Genomic DNA, 17,327 nt, shown 5'->3' with positions numbered 1-17,327 from the left:
CTGACTTATCATATTTACTAAAGAAAATCTTCAAGATACTATTCCCTATTATAACAGAATCATAACGGCGCTCCAGCTAACGCTCCTAAGTCTCTGCAGCGATACAGGTTACCTGCCTGATACCATGTTTTAGAAGATAACAAAAAAAATGACCTGAAAAAGCCTCGCGCGGCTGTTCCAGGTCATTCTCTTTACGGTATTATTCAGTGGAGACAGATGGATCTGCCTGCTGTTTGACCGGCATAATTTGGAAGAAACTGTTTTTTAGGTTATGGAGCAGCGGCTGAAGCTCTGCTGCTTCTTCGTTTTGTCCGCTTGCATTCAGGGCCGAGATGTAGGTGGATAGAAGCTCGAACGTATCTTTTTCACCTTGCTCATCAAGCGTCTGAATTGCAATGTTTGCACCTTTGGCAATCCTTCTTTCAAGCGCAGCTCTTGTCATGCCCATTTCCGGCTGCTGCCTTACGTAAACGACTCCGCCTGTCATTCCTGCGCAAATCCATGGTCCCGGATCGCCAAGAACCAGTCCGCGGCCGTTCGTCATATATTCAAATGCGAAGCCTTTGATATTGGCTGTTACTCCGATATTACCATATTCCTGTTCGGGAATTGGCTTGGAGATTTTGCCTCCAATAATCATGTCGGCGCCTGACAGACGGATGCCTGCTCTTGCGTCCGCATCTCCCTGTACGAGGAGAAGACCTTTTTGAGCGCCATATCCAAATCCTTTTCCAACAGATCCGTTATAGTACCGGCCATCAACGCCTTTGGCTTTCAGTACCTGTATGGAGCCGCCGAAGGATGTTTTTCCTGTCCCATCCTGCGCACCGCCTTCTACTAGAAGATGAATGCCGTTTGAGTTGTAAGCTCCAAGTCCGTTACCCGGAACCGATCCGTCTTTATAAGAAAGCCTTACATCTTCAAGAGCAAGATAAGAACCATCAAGGCGTCCTCTCACTCTATGACAGGAGACGCGGCTTCCAAGCACACGCTGCTCGGATGTAACACCCCTGTACTCTCTAGATTCATGAAGAACTTCTTCACGGTAATCCAGATATTCAGCACCGGCAGCCACTGCCAGCCTTTTTTCCTGCAGGCTCGCGGCAACTTCCTGATGAGCGGCCATGTTTTCAATGTCAAGCATCTGAAGAAGAGAGGAAAGATCCATCTCTTCAGTTCCGCGGGTCTGCTCAAGCAGATCAGAACGTCCCACAAGATCTTGAAGCCTTGTAAAGCCGAGTGAAGCAGTTAAAGCTTTCAGCTCCTGCCCGAAAGCGCCAAACAAATTCATTAAGCCTTTTACTGCAGGCTCATATTGTCTAGGGACAAACCGGCGCAGTCCATGCTCTTTCGCCTGTGCTTCAGACTCAATTTGAGTGGCAATTCCCACGTGGCAGGTATCAAGATGGCACCCGCGGCAGGTTGTACAGCCGATTGCAATCATCGACAGTGTTCCAAAGCCAACACGGTTGGCTCCGAGAAGCATGACTTTGATTACGTCCTGAGCACTTTTAATTCCGCCGTCTGCCCAAAGCTCTACTTTATTGCGCAAGCCAGCTTCTAGAAGGGCATTATGAGCAGCTTTTACACCTATTTCAACAGGAAGGCCGACATATTGAAGGGCATGAATTCTGGCAGCACCTGTACCGCCGTCAAATCCGCTCAGTGTAATAATGTCCGCTCCTGCTTTTGCAATTCCGATTGCAATTGTACCGATGTTAGGTACAACAGGCACTTTTACAGCGACCTTTGCCTGATCATTGGCTGTTTTCAGTTCTGCAATCATCTGGGCAAGATCTTCGATTGAATAAATATCATGGTTATTGGAAGGAGAAATCAAATCCGATCCAATTGTTGCATTCCTTGCTTCAGCAATTTTTGCAGTAACCTTGGAACCAGGCAAGTGGCCTCCTTCACCAGGTTTAGCACCCTGCCCGATCTTGATTTCAAGCAGATTAGAAGAATTCAAGAGTTCGGCATTTACACCAAAGCGCCCGGAAGCAACCTGCTGCCCGCGTGTATGCGGATATTTGCCAAGCATATCTTTAATTTCTCCGCCCTCACCATTTAAGCTGACCATATTCAGCTGATCTGCGGCTTCAGCATAAGCACGGAAGGCTGTTTCATTTTGCGAACCAAACGACATGGATGCAATGACGAACGGAAGATCATGCTCGCCTACGCTCAAGTCTACTTTGGAAGGATCAAGGTTTACAGGCCTTTGCTTGATGCTGGTTAAATGCCTGATCGCAATTGGATTGCTTTCTTCCTGTTCATTGAGCTTTTCCCGGTAGCCGTCATAGCTGCCTGTTGCAGCAACCTCTCCAATGGCTTTCCAGATGCGTGGGAAGATATGGAATGTTTTTGATGGTCTTGCTTTTTCATTCTCATAATCTGCTGCGCGCTTCATGCTGTCTTCTTTCAAAGAAGCAAAATTATATTTCAGTGCATCAGATCCGAAGAAGTTAACAACATTCAGTGCTGCTGCCAGCTCTTCATGCAGACCGATGGAAGAGAACAGGCGGCCGTATCCGCGAAGCTCATGAATGCCGATTGTGGAGATCACTTTTTCCAAGCCTTTGTTTAAAGCGCTGAATAAATTCAAGCCTGGAAGAAATTGCTCCTCTTCAACAACTGTTGCAAATAACAGATAAGGGCTGACAAGGTTTGCTCCCAGTCCAAAAGACACAATGATGTCATGAAGGGATCTGAGCGCCCCTGAGCGAAGCACAATTGAGCAGCTTCTTCTCAGGCTGGCCTCTATTAATGCCCTGTCAACTGCAGATGTGACAAGCAGGGGGTCAATCCACAGTCTGCCGTTTTGATGTGCCTCATGATCATCCAGAACAAGAAGGGACGCTCCTCCTTTAACTGAGTGTATGGCTTCATCTGCAATTCGTTGTAGTGCATCTGCAAGTGATTCCTCCGCTGTAAAAGTTGCAGAAAGGACATGGACGCTTTTGTTCGCTGAATAAAGGCTGAGAAGCTCCTCATAGGACATATGGCTGTGGGCCAATGATGCTTCATAGCCAAGCTCGCCCTCAAGCAAAATAGGAGTCTGCAATTCTACCACTGTATCTCTTTCGTGATATTCATGAAGCGATGGACGTCTGCCCACTATAACTCTTGTAGAAAAAAGTTCTGTTTCTCGATCGCGGTCAATGGCCGGATTTGTAACAACAGCAACGCTTTCTTTAATAAAGTCAGCAATATTCTTTCTGTCAGGATGAATCGCGGCAAGAGGCCCGTCATGACCAAGTGACCGTATTGGCTCGACTCCTTTGTCAGCCATTTGTTCAATCAGCTGAATGTGCTCGCGGTCCCATCCAAATGCAGCATATTGGCCGTTATGTACCTTGCCGGCCTGTGCAGCGGATACCTTGGCTTTTTCTGTGGAATATACAAGACGGCTGCGATAGCCATCGAGGTTCACCTTTGGAGAAAGGCGGTTATAAACCTCTTCCTGAAAAGCTGGATACTCCAAAACTTCAATCACTTCTTCATTCCATCTGATTCCAATTTTTTCTCCAGGTCCGAGCGGTTTTGGATTTCCTGCATAAAGGGAAACCGGAATAATGCCGGGCTCAGAAGAAAACACAAGAGATTCAGCTGTTTCAACTTTCCATAATGGACGCAATCCCAGCGCATCCACGCTGAAGACCGCTTCTTCGCCGAATCTGGAAACAATGCCGGCAGGACCTTGTGCAAAATGTCCCCATGATTCACGCAGGTACGTATATAAATCCTGCAGGTGAGGCTGATAAGATTTTATTTCATTCACAATTGGAGGGAAAAGAGCGTCCACTGCTTCAAATAACGAATATTGCTCACGGCAAATAAGCGTCTCAATGGTACGGTCCAGATCCTGTGAATCGCTTCCACCGTTTGTTAAAGGAACATCAATCATTTTTGCTTCATCACGCAGCTTGGCAATCGTATTAATTTCTCCGTTATGGCCCAGCACGCTGAAAGGCTGTACACGGAAAAAGTTGGATAATGTATTTGTTGAATAACGGTTATGCCCCAATGTCATGGTTGATGCAACAAGAGGGTTGGCCAAGTCGTGATAATATCTTGGAAGTACATCACCGGCACCCATTACTTTATAAACTGCAGCATGTTTGCTAAGAGAAGCAACATGGACATCGTCATTTTTTTCAATTGCAATCTTCAGGTTAAATAAAGACTCAGCTATGTTAACTGGTTTGGAAGGAATCAATGCAAACTGCCAGAATAGGGGTTCTTCTTGCAAAGCGATAGGTCCAAGAGCATTTGCGGATGTAACGGTGTCTGTTTCAAAAATCAGGCTGTATCCATTGTCGCTGATAAGACTTTTTACAAACTCTTTTAGTGCTGCAGGACTTCCTTTTCTTGAAAGAAACAAATGGCCTACAACAAAGTCTTCCCTTTCAGCAAGATCAGGATTCAGGCCTTTCGCGGCCAGCTTATCTTTCCAAAGCGCCAAAGGAATATCAATATGAATTCCTACTCCATCGCCTTCCTCGTTGATGAATCCGGCACGGTGGTTCATGGTAATCAGTGCCTGTATGGCAAGGTCAATGTTTTCTTTGGTAGGATATTTTCTTTTCTCTATAACAGAAACAATGCCGCAAGCGTCATGTTCTGCATTTTGATAATCCTTAAATAGACTAGGGTTCCAAGTATCTTTCATAATAGCGGCCAGAATGGGAAATGAATTCCCGTTCGTTGAGCCTTCACCTCCTGAATGACAAAATCCAAATTATAGAAAATAGAAATAATTTTCAGAATTGTATTACCAATGATAACATTTCAAGAGTTATTTTGCAAATACATATACAGTTTTTTGGATATGGTATTCATTTTGAAAGAAGGAAGGGAGTGAGAAAATTTTACAAAACACCATTATGTAAGCGTTTTCAGAATAAAAAGAGGTGAAAGCAGCAGAAACAATTCTTCTGCTGCTTTCATTAATGAATTTTTATGCATTTTCAAGTTGGCTGAATGCATGCTCAACTGCCTCTAAAGTTCTGGTAACATCTTCTTCTGTATGCTCGCTGGTAAGAAACCATGCTTCATATTTAGAAGGTGCCAAATTGATGCCCTGCTTCAGCATCAACTTAAAAAAGCGCGCAAACATTTCTCCGTCAGTTCTTTCTGCCCCTTCATAGTCAAAAACTTTTTCATCTGTGAAGTAAATGGTCAGGGCTCCTTTCAGCCGGTTGATTGTAATGGGAACGCCGTGTGTTTCGGCATGCTTGAGAATACCTTCTTCCAAGATGGCGCCCAGCTTGTCGAGACGGTCATACAGTCCTTCTTCCTGAAGAACTTCAAGGCAGGCAATTCCAGATAATATTGAAGCGGGATTACCGGCCATTGTTCCTGCCTGATAAGCCGGCCCAAGAGGCGCTACTTGTTCCATGATTTCTTTTTTACCGCCATATGCCCCGATTGGAAGGCCGCCGCCAATGATTTTCCCTAGCACTGTCAGATCCGGCTTCACGTTTAGCAGATCCTGTGCTCCGCCATACATAAAACGAAACGCGGTAATGACTTCATCATAAATCACCAAAGCACCTGCATCGTGTGTCAGCCTGTTCACTTCTTCCAAAAAGCCCGGGTGAGGCTCTACAATGCCAAAGTTGCCGACAATCGGCTCCACAAGCACCGCTGCAATGTCATTCCCCCATTTTTCGAGTGCAGCCTTAAGCGGTGCGAGATCATTAAAAGGCACGGTGATTACTTCCTGCGCTATGCTCTTCGGTACGCCTGCAGAATCCGGAGTGCCAAGGGTAGACGGGCCTGAACCTGCCGCAACCAGTACAAGATCGGAATGACCATGGTAACATCCGGCAAACTTAATGATTTTGTCCCTGCCGGTATAGGCCCTTGCAACACGGATGGTCGTCATGACAGCTTCTGTCCCGGAATTTACAAACCGAACCTTATCCATGCTTGGGATAGCTTTCTTCAGCATTTTTGCAAATTTGATTTCATGCGGCGTAGGAGTTCCGAAAAGAACGCCTCTTTCTGCGGCATCTGCAATTGCCTTTGTAATATGAGGGTGCGCATGGCCGGTAATAATCGGTCCGTAAGCAGCAAGATAATCTATATACTGATTGCCGTCTACATCCCAGAAGTAAGCCCCTTTTGCTTTTTCCATAACAACCGGAGCGCCTCCGCCGACTGCCTTATATGAACGGGAAGGGCTGTTCACCCCTCCGACGATATGCTGTAAAGCTTCTTCATGAAGCTGTTCTGATTTAGTGAAGTTCATAGAATCCTCCTGAAAATTTTACTTTCTATTATAATATCACTTTCTAAAGCTGTTAAAAACTGATTGAAAAAACAGATGTATTGTCGGAGGAAGAGGATTAGCTTACAATATTTCAGTGGAGAAAAGTTGGAGGTCATGCAAATGAAAGACGCAATTGTGGTGAAAGAGCTCAGAAAGGAATTCAAATCCTATTCAAGCCGTAAAGGGCTGGGGGGCGCCTTTCGGGATCTTCTAAACCGAAATTATAAAACAGTTCCTGCGGTAAATGATATTTCCTTCACTGTCAAACAGGGAGAGATGGTTGGCTATATCGGTGAAAACGGAGCGGGAAAATCGACAACCATTAAAATGCTGACGGGCATATTAACGCCGACAGCCGGAGAGGTGCGGGTAAACGGCATGAATCCCCACAAGGAGAGGGAAAAATTTGCTTCGACCATTGGGGTGGTGTTCGGGCAAAGATCTCAGCTTTGGTGGGATATCGCCGTACAGGAGTCGTTCCGCCTTTTGAAAAAGGTTTATAAAGTGAGCGATGAACAATACGATACCCATATGAAACATGTGATTTCAACATTGAATATAGAACCGCTTTTGGACAAGCCGGTCAGAAAGCTGTCTCTTGGGCAAAGAATGAGGTGTGAGCTTGCTGCCGCATTGATTCACAATCCGCCTCTGCTGTTTCTGGATGAACCAACAATCGGGCTTGATGTCCTGGTAAAGCTCAAAATAAGAGACTTTCTAAAAGAGATAAATGAAAAATATAACACAACCATTCTGCTGACAACGCATGATTTGACTGATATCGAGGCTCTTTGTGAAAGAGTCGTGATGCTGGATGAAGGTAAGATCATTTATGATGGTGCACTTGAAAATTTAAGGCAGCGTCTTGGTGAACAGAAACAAATTCAATTTCAGTTCGGTGAAAAAGTGGATCCGCATAATCTGGGCATGCTGACCAGTGATTTGGAGGTTATTTGGCAAAAAGGCGAGAAAGAAGGAATCTGGATTGCAGTGCTTGCCGACTCTGTTCATCTGTCTGAATTGATTGGCAGAGTGGCTGGCTCCCATAAAATACATGATATGGCTGTGCAGGAGATTTCTACGGAAGAAATCATCCGGAATATTTATGAAAAAGGCCAGGTTTTTCAAGCCTGAGGTGATATGTAATGGATAAATATTTAGAAATGATCAGAATCCGGTTTTTAATGATGCTCGCCTACAGGACCAACTACTACAGCGGCATACTAATTTACAGCATTAACATTGCTGCGTATTATTTCCTGTGGACTGCCATATATGGGGGACAGGAAAGCATTCAGGGTCTTGATGTGCTTCAAATGACAACCTATGTGGCAATATCCTGGATGGCAAGGGCGTTTTATTTTAATAATATCGACCGGGAAATTGCCCTTGAAATAAAAGAAGGCAAGGTCGCTGTGGAAATTATCAGACCCTACAATTATCTTGGCATGAAAACGATGCAGGCCTTTGGTGAAGGAATCTTCAGGCTTCTCTTCTTTTCCGTGCCGGGCATGGTCATCGTTTCTTTCATGTTTCCTTTATCGTTCTCATCTAATGCTTCAACATGGATATTCTTTTTTATATCGATACTGTTCAGCTTTATCATTAATACACAAATCAACCTGATGACAGGAATGGTCACGTTCTTTCTATTTAATAATGACGGGTTAATGAGGGCGAAGCGGGTGGTCATTGACCTCTTTTCAGGCCTCTTGCTTCCCATCAGCTTTTATCCGCTCTGGGCTCAGGACGTGATGCAGTTCTTTCCTTTTCAGGCAATCAGCTATATACCAAGCATGATATTCACAGAAGGGTTTACCGGAGATGCGTTGGTCAATGCGCTCCTCCTGCAGGGTTTTTGGGCCATTATCCTGCTTATCCCTATCAAAATCATGTGGGCGTCCGCGAAAAAGCGGCTCGTTATACAGGGGGGATAAACTGTGCATTACTTATCGATTTTATTTCAGTATATTGCCCAGTATATGAAAACCAGAATGCAGTACAGAGCGGACATGGTAGTAGAGCTGCTGTCTGATTTACTGTTTCAGGCCGTGAACCTGGTGTTCATTCTCGTTGTGTTCGGACACACACAAACACTTGGAGGCTGGACCCGGGATGAAATCATCTTTATTTATGGCTTTTTCCTTGTACCTTACGCATTATTCGGGGCTTTTTTCAATATATGGGATTTCAATGAAAGATATATTGTAAAAGGGGAGATGGACAGAATTCTAACCAGGCCGATTCACAGCCTGTTTCAAGTCATTCTTGAAAGAATGGAGCTGGAATCCTTGTTTGGCGCTGTAACGGGAATCATCGTGATGGGCTATGCTGCTGCAAGGCTCGATTTGTCGTTTGCCTGGTATGACATCTTCATCCTGATTCTGTTTGCTGTAGGAGGAGCACTTGTATATGCCGGCATTTTTGTAGCGCTGGCCAGCATTGGCTTCTGGTCTGACGCGCGGACTTCCCTGATGCCGATGATGTACAATATCGGAAACTACGGCCGCTATCCTGTAGATATTTATCACAGTGCGATCCGGTTTGTATTAACGTGGATTCTGCCGTTTGCCTTTGTCGGTGTTTATCCTTCTGCTTATTTTCTGGGCAGAACAGAGTGGTACACATACTCATTCATGACGCCTGTGATGGGTGTCCTGTTCTTTACGGTTTCTATTTATTTGTGGAACTCCGGTGTAAAGCGATACCGCGGGGCCGGCAATTAAGAGGGTATCCCTGGGATATCCTCTTTTCTAATGGGGCTGTTTAGATGATGATATTTTATTAAAAAAGATAAGAACCTATTTGTATAAGGTACATAACTTTACAATTAGTTTTTAAAGGAGATGTCTTGACTTGGGGAAGTATCAGCGAACCAGCGTAATACTCTGTTATGATGATTGATAATTTGTTGGGCAGTAATGTCTTCTGAATCCCACGTGCTGTGTGAATCTGAAGCTAAAGTGACTTTATAGTCCATACTAAAAGCTCTTCTACAAGTTGTATCCACACATGCCTCTGTTTGAATTCCAGCAATTACTAAATGTTCAATCTCATGCTTTTTTAGTTCATCATCTAAAGAAGTATTAAAAAATGAATCAGGAGTAGTTTTTTGTATAATAACATCTTGATTTTTTGGAGCAATTTCAGGATGAATCTCCCATCCACTTGTTCTATACTCCAAAGGATGTCCGGAAGGTCCATTATGCTGTATATAAAAAATTGGTGTCTCAGAAGAGTGTGCCTGGAATATTAGTGATTTTACATTTGTTAGTAGACTATCTCCTTTATACACAACATTACCTTCTTGAAACATCCCAACTTGTACATCTATGACCAATAATGCTTTTTTCATTATTTTACCCCTTTACACTTATTTTTACTGGAACTTCGTTGTTTTCATCGTCTAAGACATAAATTGATTTCTCGCTAATTCTCTCCTGATTAATCCCATTGTCGTATGTGATAACCCACTCTTTATTTAAGGGAATATCAGATTGATTCATACTTGCTGCTATGATATCTTCCTGGCTCACTCCAATAGACAAGTATTGCTTTTCCTTAAAAAATTGATGATAACTGATTAAACTACCTATTCCTATAAAACTAACAGCGGTCAGTGTAATAAATCTTTTGTTCAAAAATATTTCCCACCTTAAATTTGTAGGATTAAATTTTCTTTTCCTAATCTGCATATTTAGTAGAACAAAGAAAAAGGCGTTGCCTTATAAGCATTGCCCCCGATAGTAACGCAACCTCATCAGTTTCATTTAACGCTAAAATATGGACCAAACCATCCAGTTTCATGTGTTTGTATATAAGTCCAGTTAAATCCTTTATCTACAATATAAATATCTTGTTCATTTATAAGGTCATCAGTATTAAACATACCGTCATTTTGTAGAAAAAGAACATAATCATAATGTTGATAAAACACATAACAATTTTTCTTGGGTTGATTATTGAATGCAACTTCAGCATTTTCCCCCTCTATACAACCCTTCTTCTCATAACTAAACAAGTGCCATAAATAGCCACAATAACCACCAGTATCAAATAGGTGAATTGACTTCTTATCTTTATCACTTAAATGATTAGCAAAATTATTCTCCCATTGCTTTCGAAAATAAGGTCCCCATTGTGGAATCTCAGTTATCTTTATTTTTTTGGTCTTAAGTCGACCATATAGGTCATTCATTTTTGCCACACCCTTAATAAAGTCAAATTCCAAATTCTCATAGTATAGTTCTTCTTCAAGTAAATGCTCCTTTACTTTAATGCCATACTCACTTCTGGAATTATGGCACCCGCTTCTAAAGTTTATATTTTTATCTGTTATCTAAATAGCCTATACAATTTTTTTCACTGTGATTGTTTTTATCAGTAGTCCTTTCTCCTGATATCAATATTTCTTTTTCACAAAATTGTACTACGTTTTTTCTGCCTCTTGTCACCCCATACAGGTATTCCAAGTGAGGTTCATCTTTGAAAACCACCCTGTAGTGACCATGATACACACTGTTATTTATTGAATGTTTTGTTTCAATATACGATTGATTCAAAATATCCTCGTCACTATACCCCAATTCCTCTAAATGTGTAGGAAGATATTTACTTACAAGATATCTTTCATAAGGATTCCCATTATTAAGAACATAAAGAAAAGCAAAAGGAATTGAAATCAGCCCAAGGAAAAAAACTACTATTAAAATATTTTTTTAGTAAACAAAGCCAATCATCCCTTTTTATCATTTTTTCATAAAAATGTATGACAGTATTCTATCCGTTAACATAACTAAGGTATCTTTTAATGAACACTCGGCTAGTTGAATAAAATTACTGATTGCATCCGCATTCAAATTCCTTGAATTTATATTCTTTGTCCAATCTTAATTCTTAAAAATCACTGGTATCTAATTTATAAACCCTTACTAATGGGGCAACATCCATACTTGCGAACTTGCTTATTTGTTTTTCTAAATCAGTAGACATATCTAACGGACACTCGTTCATACCTTGGAATAGATTATGATGTTCGTAAAAATTAAAATTTTATATCTCAATTTTAATTTAATAAAAAAATATAATCTTAAGTTGATTTAAATGATTATTAAATTTATAGGTGTCTTAATCAGTGAAACAATATATTATTATCGATATTATTTGCTGTACCAATCAAAGATAAAATGACTTGATAAACAAAAAACTTAAAAAGGTTCGCACCAATTCAACTCCTATATCATCAAGCCTTTTTATATGCTTGTATTCGCTTACTTGCCTGTTAGCATAATGAGCATTAAGGTGTTTTCCTTGCATAACTTCGTGCCATTGTTGAAGGAGAGAATTTTATTCTGTATTTCCCTAAAAGTTCTTCCTTTACTTTTTCAGTTAATTTAGCACCCTGTTTAATATGTTCTTCTTCCATTTCAATGCCATTTGGAATGATTCTATCTATATCCCAATTAATCCATTCACCGTACTTCGTTATCCATTCCGTCAATTCACTTTTTAATTCATTTGAAATTGGGACGTATTCTAAATCTAAGTTACAACCACATTGATTGCACCATATAGGATCCGCTCCAACATCACCTTCAACTTTTAACTCGTAAATTTCCGCTTCCTCACAAAAACAATCCATATCATCAGTTACTCCTTTGAATTGGTTCCTAATTTTCATTTCCATTTTTTATTATACTACCTGTTCTCTTGGGTGGTTAAGAAAATCAACAGTCTTCTTTAACAGTGCCTGCATAATAAAAACGCTTAAACAATGAACCCAGATTTTATGCAATATCTTTCATGCCCGCTCGTATACTTAGTTAAGGACAAAGAGAAGCAGGAGGATATATGGGCTTTGTTATCGGTCTCTTAATTATTATTTGTTTTATCATGAGTGCCAGAATCGCTTACAAAGCTTTCTCGGAGCAGCAGTTCGTGTCGTTTGAGACGATTATCATCATCTCTTTTTTATATTTGGCGATTTTGGTGGCCTTTTCAATGATTTATCTTATTCTTACAAAGAGCGGTTATTATATCCTGCTGGAAAATGGACATGCAGTAACAGGTACATATCTTCAGCAGCTCAATACATGCTTGTATTTTAGCGCGGTAACTTTGTTTTCTGTCGGCTATGGGGAAATTATCCCGATAGGAGCGGGGAGGTTCATTGCAGTGGTGGAAGCACTGATCGGCTATATGCTTCCGGTTGTCATTGTAGCCAAAGCTGTCAGCGGCATTGATAAAGTAAAATAGTTGTATGTGAGAGCAAAGTTGGTTAGGCTAAATGAAAATATATCTATGGGAGGCTCCTTATATGAGTATTGAATTGGGACAGCAGCTGCCGGATATTGCACTTCCGGCCGATAACGGAGAACATATTTCCCTCACAGATTTTCAAGGGAAATATATTGTTCTGTATTTTTATCCAAAAGACATGACCCCGGGCTGCACTACACAGGCCTGTGACTTCAGGGATTCATATCAGAGTTTTTCAGAGCTGGATGCAGTGATTGTCGGCGTCAGTCCGGATCCTGCAGATAAACACCAGAAATTCAAAGAAAAGCACGATCTGCCTTTTCATCTCCTTGTTGACGGCGAACATAAGCTTTCCGAAGAATTCGAGGTTTGGAAGCTAAAGAAAAACTTTGGCAAGGAATACATGGGGATCGAACGTTCCACATTTATTTTTGATAAGAAAGGCAGACTGATAAAGGAATGGCGTAAAGTAAAAGTGAAGGGTCATGTGGAGGAAGCTCTGGAATACATTAGAGAAACAGAGAAGTAATTTCAGCCTGAAGCAGAAGATGCTGGAAAAAGTGAGGGCAATAAGTAAGCTCTCTGAATAAGATGTCGTGACCGGCATTCCGAGTAATCCCATACTCTAACAGCCTTCTAAGGCACGGGGCAATCCCTCGTGCTATTTTCTGTTATAAAAATCAGAAAACTTTATATTTTCCGCCATTTTCTTTTGCACTTTCATAATCATTTGAACTTGTCTATACTAGACACTGTCTAACAAAATACTTTCAGAAAATTTAAATATCGCAGAAAGGTAGGGTATTATGGCGACAGACACTGTAAGGAAGAGAGGGTTTGTTACTCGGTCTCTCGATACAATTGAGCGTGTAGGAAATAAGCTTCCTCATCCTGTTACACTATTTGCTATTTTTGCATTACTTGTTTTAATTGCATCTGCAATTTTTTCATCGCTTGGCATTCAAATTGATGACCCTTTAAATGAAGGGGAAACAGTTCAGGTGAAAAACCTTCTAAGTTCTGAAGGTATCGCATATCTCTTTCAAAGTGCAGTAGGCAATTTTACAAGCTTTGCGCCGCTGGGAACAGTTTTGGTGACAATGCTTGGAATTGGGATTGCGGAACGTTCCGGACTTATAAGCGCTGCGCTGCGCGGCCTGGTTACATCTGTGCCGAAGCAGCTGATGACAGCAGCATTGGTATTTGGCGGAATCATGTCAAGCATGGCTGCTGATGCCGGTTATGTAGTATTAACTCCATTGGGAGCGGTGCTCTTTGCCGGACTCGGCAGACATCCGCTCGCAGGACTTGCTGCTGCATTTGCAGGTGTATCAGCAGGATTTAGTGCAAATCTGCTGCTTACATCGCTTGACCCTCTTTTGGGAGGACTTACACAGGATGCAGCCAGAATTATTAATCCTGAGTATGCGGAAAGCATGAACTATGCCATGAACTACTATTTCATGATAGCATCAGTGTTCATGCTGACCATTGCCGGTACCCTTGTAACAGATAAAATCGTAGAACCGCGCTTAGGGACGTATAAAGGAACCGTAACTGACAAAGTGGACTACCTGAAGCCGCAGGAGAAAAAAGGACTTTGGGGAGCACTTGCGGCATTCGTCATAACTGGAGCGCTGCTTGCCCTTCTTGTTGTTCCTGAATGGGGACCTTTACGCGGTGGAACAGACATTGTGAATTCACCATTCATGCAGTCACTCGTTCCTGTTATTCTAATCATGTTCTTCGTTCCGGGCTTTGTGTACGGATTGATTACAAAGAACATTACATCTGATAAAGATGTAGCAGAGCAGCTTTCAGAAACGATGGCAACAATGGGCTCCTACATTGTCCTGGCATTTGTTGCCGCGCAGTTTGTTTCTTACTTTACAGAATCCAACCTTGGTGTTGTGCTGGCGGTAAATGGAGCAGAATTCCTGGAATCTACAGGCTTTACCGGTCTGCCGCTGATTATCGCATTTATCGCAGTGGCCGGCCTGATTAATTTGTTTATCGGAAGCGCGTCTGCTAAGTGGGCCATTATGGCACCTGTGTTTGTGCCGATAATGATGAATTTCGGATACTCTCCGGAATTTACACAGGTTATTTACAGAATTGCCGATTCCACAACAAACATTATTTCTCCGCTTCTGCCGTACTATGCAATCATCATTGCATTTGCTCAGAAGTATGACAAAAAAATTGGAATTGGAACACTCGTATCCACGATGCTTCCATATTCAATTGTTTTCTCAATCCTCTGGATTATCATGCTCATCGTTTGGATGGCGACCGGCATAGACCTTGGACCAGGTTCACCGGTGTATTACAATAATTAATCCTTATAACGCTCTCTCCATATTTTATGGAGGGGGCGTTTTTAGTATGGAGATCAGGGTGAAATGACTGCTAAAAATTGCTGTAATGAAAAAAGGGAGGAGGAGGAAAAGTAAGTAAAATGCATTTCCTTTTTTTCCTACTATTTAAATTGACAAAATCCGTTGCAAGGATGTACACTAATTATAAATATTACAAAGTAAGAATGTTTTTCAAAGAGAGGTGCATGGCGAATGTCTGAACATCAGTTAAAAGAAGCACTCGATACTTTGAAGCAAACAGGGGTAAGAATTACTCCCCAACGTCATGCTATACTGGAATATCTGATTTCATCCATGTCTCATCCTACCGCAGATGATATATATAAAGCACTGGAAGGGAAATTCCCTAATATGAGTGTTGCAACGGTTTATAACAACCTAAGGGTATTTCGTGAGGTAGGGCTTGTAAAGGAATTAACGTATGGCGATGCTTCAAGCCGTTTTGATTTTGTGACAAGTGACCATTACCATGTGATTTGTGAGGACTGCGGAAAAATGGTTGATTTCCATTACCCGGGCCTTGATGAGGTGGAGCATCTTGCATCTCATGTTACAGGCTTTAAAGTAAGAAATCATCGAATGGAAATATACGGGGTCTGCAGTGACTGTGAGAGAAAAGAAGCACTATAGAAAATGTAGCGGCGGGAGCTGAAAGGCGAGTGCAGGGCTGCGGCATATAACGGCGGCGCTGCAACTCCTGATGTGCCTGCTGTATAGAGAGAGCTGATAGCGAAATGCTATCAGCTCATTTTTTTGCGGTTATATTTTTCATCAAATTCTTTGCCTTCGAGATTGGGATCCAGTGTCAGGGGTTCTTTACAGTACATACACATATCTACACGCCCTAAAATCTTAGTGGCTTTTCCACAGTTGGGACAAACAACCTGTACAGCTTTTGTCGACAGCATGCCGATCCAAAAGTAGACAACTGTGCTCGCTATAATGCAGAGCAGACCGAGCAGCATAAAAACCGTCATTAAAATAATTGATTGACGGGCAAATACCCCCAGATACATGACGAAAAATCCTATAAAGACCAAGCTTAAAGCAAAGGTTCGGATTTTATTGATTTTACTAGAATATTTTTGGGCCATTCCTTTCCCCTCCTTTCCTAAATATAGCACACTTTTTCCTAATTTTTGATATGTTCTTCTCCTATTTGTAAAACACCTGTATAATGATTATTCCTGCAAAGGATTTCCCTATCTTTGTATAGAACTAAATTAACCAAGAATTATTTTGGAGGAGTTATATATGGAAGATATTTTCCGCCCGATCTACCAGGAACGGGCAAGCCATCCGGATACACTTGCTGTGGTCATGATGGAAAAACGGAATGAAGTCTCTCCCCTTACCGATAATATGGATGCAGTGCTCTTCATTGTTGTTAAAGAAGCGGAGCAGCCGGTTTTCATTAAACATTATGAATACATGGATAACAGTGCTTCCTTACATATTGTCACTCAAGATCAGGTAGAAGAGTGGCTGCTTCTGGGGACGAACAGAAGAATCGTTGAATGGATTATTAATGGCAGAGTGTTGTTTGACAGAAATGACTATCATGCAAAACTTGCTGAACGGCTTCAAAACTTTCCTTTCTCGGAACGTAAATTTAAAATCGGTCTCGAATTTGCAAAGCTGATCCGTAGATTTTATGAAGGAAAAGCTTTCTTTGAGGCGAAACAGTATCTTGATGCATACAATCATATTGTTCACGCTCTTCATCATCTGGCGCGGCTTGAAGTGATAGACAGAGGCTTTCACCCTGAAATTACTGTATGGAAGCAGGTTAAGCAAATAGAGCCCCAAGTATATAAGCTGTATCAGGAACTGGTAGAAAGCGGGGAAAGCCTGGAGAAGAGGCTGGAGCTTCTTTTCCTTGCCAGCGACTTTCTTATTCACTCAAAAACAGAAATAGGTGCCTCCCATCTGCTATCTGTGATTGAGGAAAAGGAGCAATGGCTGTTTGGTGATCTGCTGAATCATGATGAAATAAAATGCTACAGTCTGGATTTAAGCGTGCTGGTTGAATATCTTGTGGAAAAAGAGTTTATTAAAACGATTAAAATAGAAACTAAGGGAAACCGCATTTTCCACAGGGGATATTCTTTGCTGAAAAAGTATTGACTTAGCAATTTTGAAGTGTTATATTATTAAACGTCGCTGCTGATTACTTGATTAGACAGCGACACACTTCAAAAAAACATTTCAAAAAGTGTTGACAGCGAAGTGCGAAAATGTTATATTGATATAGTCGCTTCTGAGCGATAACGCAAAATTAACATGATCTTTGAAAACTAAACAAAGCAGAACGTCAACGTTAAATCTAGTTTTAAATTTTTACTATGAGCAAGTCAAACAATCTTATTGGAGAGTTTGATCCTGGCTCAGGACGAACGCTGGCGGCGTGCCTA

Annotated in this window: 16 protein-coding genes; 8 read left to right on the top strand and 8 right to left on the bottom strand. The window is 41.6% G+C overall.

What is annotated here, in order from left to right; all coding sequences use genetic code 11:
* Positions 1 to 199 precede the first annotated feature (199 nt).
* A complete protein-coding gene (locus tag GJU40_RS16730) occupies positions 200 to 4,672 on the bottom strand; it encodes a glutamate synthase-related protein (protein WP_154309214.1) in 4,473 nt (1,490 codons plus the stop codon).
* A 288-nt stretch (positions 4,673 to 4,960) separates the two neighbouring features.
* A complete protein-coding gene (locus GJU40_RS16725; RefSeq protein ID WP_154309213.1) occupies positions 4,961 to 6,256 on the bottom strand; it encodes a glutamate-1-semialdehyde 2,1-aminomutase in 1,296 nt (431 codons plus the stop codon).
* Positions 6,257 to 6,397: 141 nt separating this feature from the next.
* Between GJU40_RS16725 and GJU40_RS16720 the strand changes: the two genes are divergently transcribed.
* Genes GJU40_RS16720 through GJU40_RS16710 form a run of 3 tightly spaced genes read left to right on the top strand, consistent with a single transcriptional unit; the run spans position 6,398 to position 9,003 of the window.
* Positions 6,398 to 7,411 carry an ABC transporter ATP-binding protein gene (locus tag GJU40_RS16720; RefSeq protein WP_154309212.1) on the top strand — a complete coding sequence of 338 codons (1,014 nt, stop codon included), beginning with the start codon at positions 6,398 to 6,400 and terminating at the stop codon, positions 7,409 to 7,411.
* An 11-nt stretch (positions 7,412 to 7,422) separates the two neighbouring features.
* Positions 7,423 to 8,214 carry an ABC transporter permease gene (locus GJU40_RS16715; protein WP_154309211.1) on the top strand — a complete coding sequence of 264 codons (792 nt, stop codon included), beginning with the start codon at positions 7,423 to 7,425 and terminating at the stop codon, positions 8,212 to 8,214.
* A 3-nt stretch (positions 8,215 to 8,217) separates the two neighbouring features.
* Entirely contained in the window at positions 8,218 to 9,003 is a 786-nt protein-coding gene (locus GJU40_RS16710) for an ABC transporter permease (protein WP_343031590.1), read from the top strand.
* A gap of 104 nt (positions 9,004 to 9,107) precedes the next feature.
* Here the strand turns inward: GJU40_RS16710 and GJU40_RS16705 are convergent, their stop codons facing one another.
* The 5 genes from GJU40_RS16705 to GJU40_RS16685 form a co-directional block, all read right to left on the bottom strand.
* Positions 9,108 to 9,632: a cysteine hydrolase family protein gene (locus GJU40_RS16705; protein ID WP_154309210.1), complete on the bottom strand. Its 525-nt coding sequence runs from the start codon at positions 9,630 to 9,632 to the stop codon at positions 9,108 to 9,110.
* A 4-nt stretch (positions 9,633 to 9,636) separates the two neighbouring features.
* Positions 9,637 to 9,918: a hypothetical protein gene (locus GJU40_RS16700; RefSeq protein ID WP_154309209.1), complete on the bottom strand. Its 282-nt coding sequence runs from the start codon at positions 9,916 to 9,918 to the stop codon at positions 9,637 to 9,639.
* 125 nt (positions 9,919 to 10,043) lie between these two features.
* On the bottom strand, positions 10,044 to 10,475 hold the full coding sequence (locus GJU40_RS16695; protein ID WP_154309208.1) for a DUF4275 family protein: 432 nt from the start codon (positions 10,473 to 10,475) through the stop codon (positions 10,044 to 10,046).
* Between the two features lie 130 nt (positions 10,476 to 10,605).
* Complete coding sequence (locus GJU40_RS16690; RefSeq protein ID WP_343031591.1) at positions 10,606 to 10,983, bottom strand: DUF3139 domain-containing protein; 378 nt, start codon at positions 10,981 to 10,983, stop codon at positions 10,606 to 10,608.
* A 590-nt stretch (positions 10,984 to 11,573) separates the two neighbouring features.
* The gene (locus GJU40_RS16685; RefSeq protein ID WP_343031589.1) at positions 11,574 to 11,963 is read right to left on the bottom strand and encodes a hypothetical protein; all 390 of its coding nucleotides are present in this window, start codon (positions 11,961 to 11,963) and stop codon (positions 11,574 to 11,576) included.
* Between the two features lie 164 nt (positions 11,964 to 12,127).
* Between GJU40_RS16685 and GJU40_RS16680 the strand changes: the two genes are divergently transcribed.
* The 4 genes from GJU40_RS16680 (at position 12,128) to perR (ending at position 15,543) form a co-directional block, all read left to right on the top strand.
* On the top strand, positions 12,128 to 12,532 hold the full coding sequence (locus GJU40_RS16680) for an ion channel (protein ID WP_154309207.1): 405 nt from the start codon (positions 12,128 to 12,130) through the stop codon (positions 12,530 to 12,532).
* 61 nt (positions 12,533 to 12,593) lie between these two features.
* The gene (bcp, locus tag GJU40_RS16675) at positions 12,594 to 13,064 is read left to right on the top strand and encodes a thioredoxin-dependent thiol peroxidase (RefSeq protein WP_154309206.1); all 471 of its coding nucleotides are present in this window, start codon (positions 12,594 to 12,596) and stop codon (positions 13,062 to 13,064) included.
* A gap of 277 nt (positions 13,065 to 13,341) precedes the next feature.
* Positions 13,342 to 14,874: an AbgT family transporter gene (locus GJU40_RS16670; protein WP_154309205.1), complete on the top strand. Its 1,533-nt coding sequence runs from the start codon at positions 13,342 to 13,344 to the stop codon at positions 14,872 to 14,874.
* A gap of 231 nt (positions 14,875 to 15,105) precedes the next feature.
* On the top strand, positions 15,106 to 15,543 hold the full coding sequence (gene perR / locus GJU40_RS16665; protein ID WP_154309204.1) for a peroxide-responsive transcriptional repressor PerR: 438 nt from the start codon (positions 15,106 to 15,108) through the stop codon (positions 15,541 to 15,543).
* Positions 15,544 to 15,653: 110 nt separating this feature from the next.
* Here the strand turns inward: perR and GJU40_RS16660 are convergent, their stop codons facing one another.
* On the bottom strand, positions 15,654 to 16,007 hold the full coding sequence (locus GJU40_RS16660) for a YgzB family protein (protein ID WP_154309203.1): 354 nt from the start codon (positions 16,005 to 16,007) through the stop codon (positions 15,654 to 15,656).
* Positions 16,008 to 16,167: 160 nt separating this feature from the next.
* Here GJU40_RS16660 and GJU40_RS16655 point away from each other — a divergent pair, with 160 nt between their 5' ends.
* Positions 16,168 to 17,040: a nucleotidyltransferase-like protein gene (locus GJU40_RS16655; RefSeq protein WP_154309202.1), complete on the top strand. Its 873-nt coding sequence runs from the start codon at positions 16,168 to 16,170 to the stop codon at positions 17,038 to 17,040.
* Positions 17,041 to 17,327: the final 287 nt, after the last annotated feature.

This window comes from Metabacillus lacus (assembly GCF_009674805.1).
Classification (GTDB): Bacteria; Bacillota; Bacilli; order Bacillales; family Bacillaceae; genus Metabacillus_C; species Metabacillus_C lacus.
This window is presented reverse-complemented; position numbering and strand designations above follow the sequence as displayed.

Bases quoted from the DNA above. Each gene is read 5' to 3' on its own strand.
- GJU40_RS16730 (WP_154309214.1), bottom strand. From the start codon at position 4,672: ATGAAAGATACTTGGAACCCTAGTCTATTTAAGGATTATCAAAATGCA.
- GJU40_RS16725 (WP_154309213.1), bottom strand. From the start codon at position 6,256: ATGAACTTCACTAAATCAGAACAGCTTCATGAAGAAGCTTTACAGCAT.
- GJU40_RS16720 (WP_154309212.1), top strand. From the start codon at position 6,398: ATGAAAGACGCAATTGTGGTGAAAGAGCTCAGAAAGGAATTCAAATCC.
- GJU40_RS16715 (WP_154309211.1), top strand. From the start codon at position 7,423: ATGGATAAATATTTAGAAATGATCAGAATCCGGTTTTTAATGATGCTC.
- GJU40_RS16705 (WP_154309210.1), bottom strand. From the start codon at position 9,632: ATGAAAAAAGCATTATTGGTCATAGATGTACAAGTTGGGATGTTTCAA.
- GJU40_RS16695 (WP_154309208.1), bottom strand. From the start codon at position 10,475: ATGAATGACCTATATGGTCGACTTAAGACCAAAAAAATAAAGATAACT.
- GJU40_RS16685 (WP_343031589.1), bottom strand. From the start codon at position 11,963: ATGGAAATGAAAATTAGGAACCAATTCAAAGGAGTAACTGATGATATG.
- GJU40_RS16680 (WP_154309207.1), top strand. From the start codon at position 12,128: ATGGGCTTTGTTATCGGTCTCTTAATTATTATTTGTTTTATCATGAGT.
- bcp (WP_154309206.1), top strand. From the start codon at position 12,594: ATGAGTATTGAATTGGGACAGCAGCTGCCGGATATTGCACTTCCGGCC.
- GJU40_RS16670 (WP_154309205.1), top strand. From the start codon at position 13,342: ATGGCGACAGACACTGTAAGGAAGAGAGGGTTTGTTACTCGGTCTCTC.
- perR (WP_154309204.1), top strand. From the start codon at position 15,106: ATGTCTGAACATCAGTTAAAAGAAGCACTCGATACTTTGAAGCAAACA.
- GJU40_RS16660 (WP_154309203.1), bottom strand. From the start codon at position 16,007: ATGGCCCAAAAATATTCTAGTAAAATCAATAAAATCCGAACCTTTGCT.
- GJU40_RS16655 (WP_154309202.1), top strand. From the start codon at position 16,168: ATGGAAGATATTTTCCGCCCGATCTACCAGGAACGGGCAAGCCATCCG.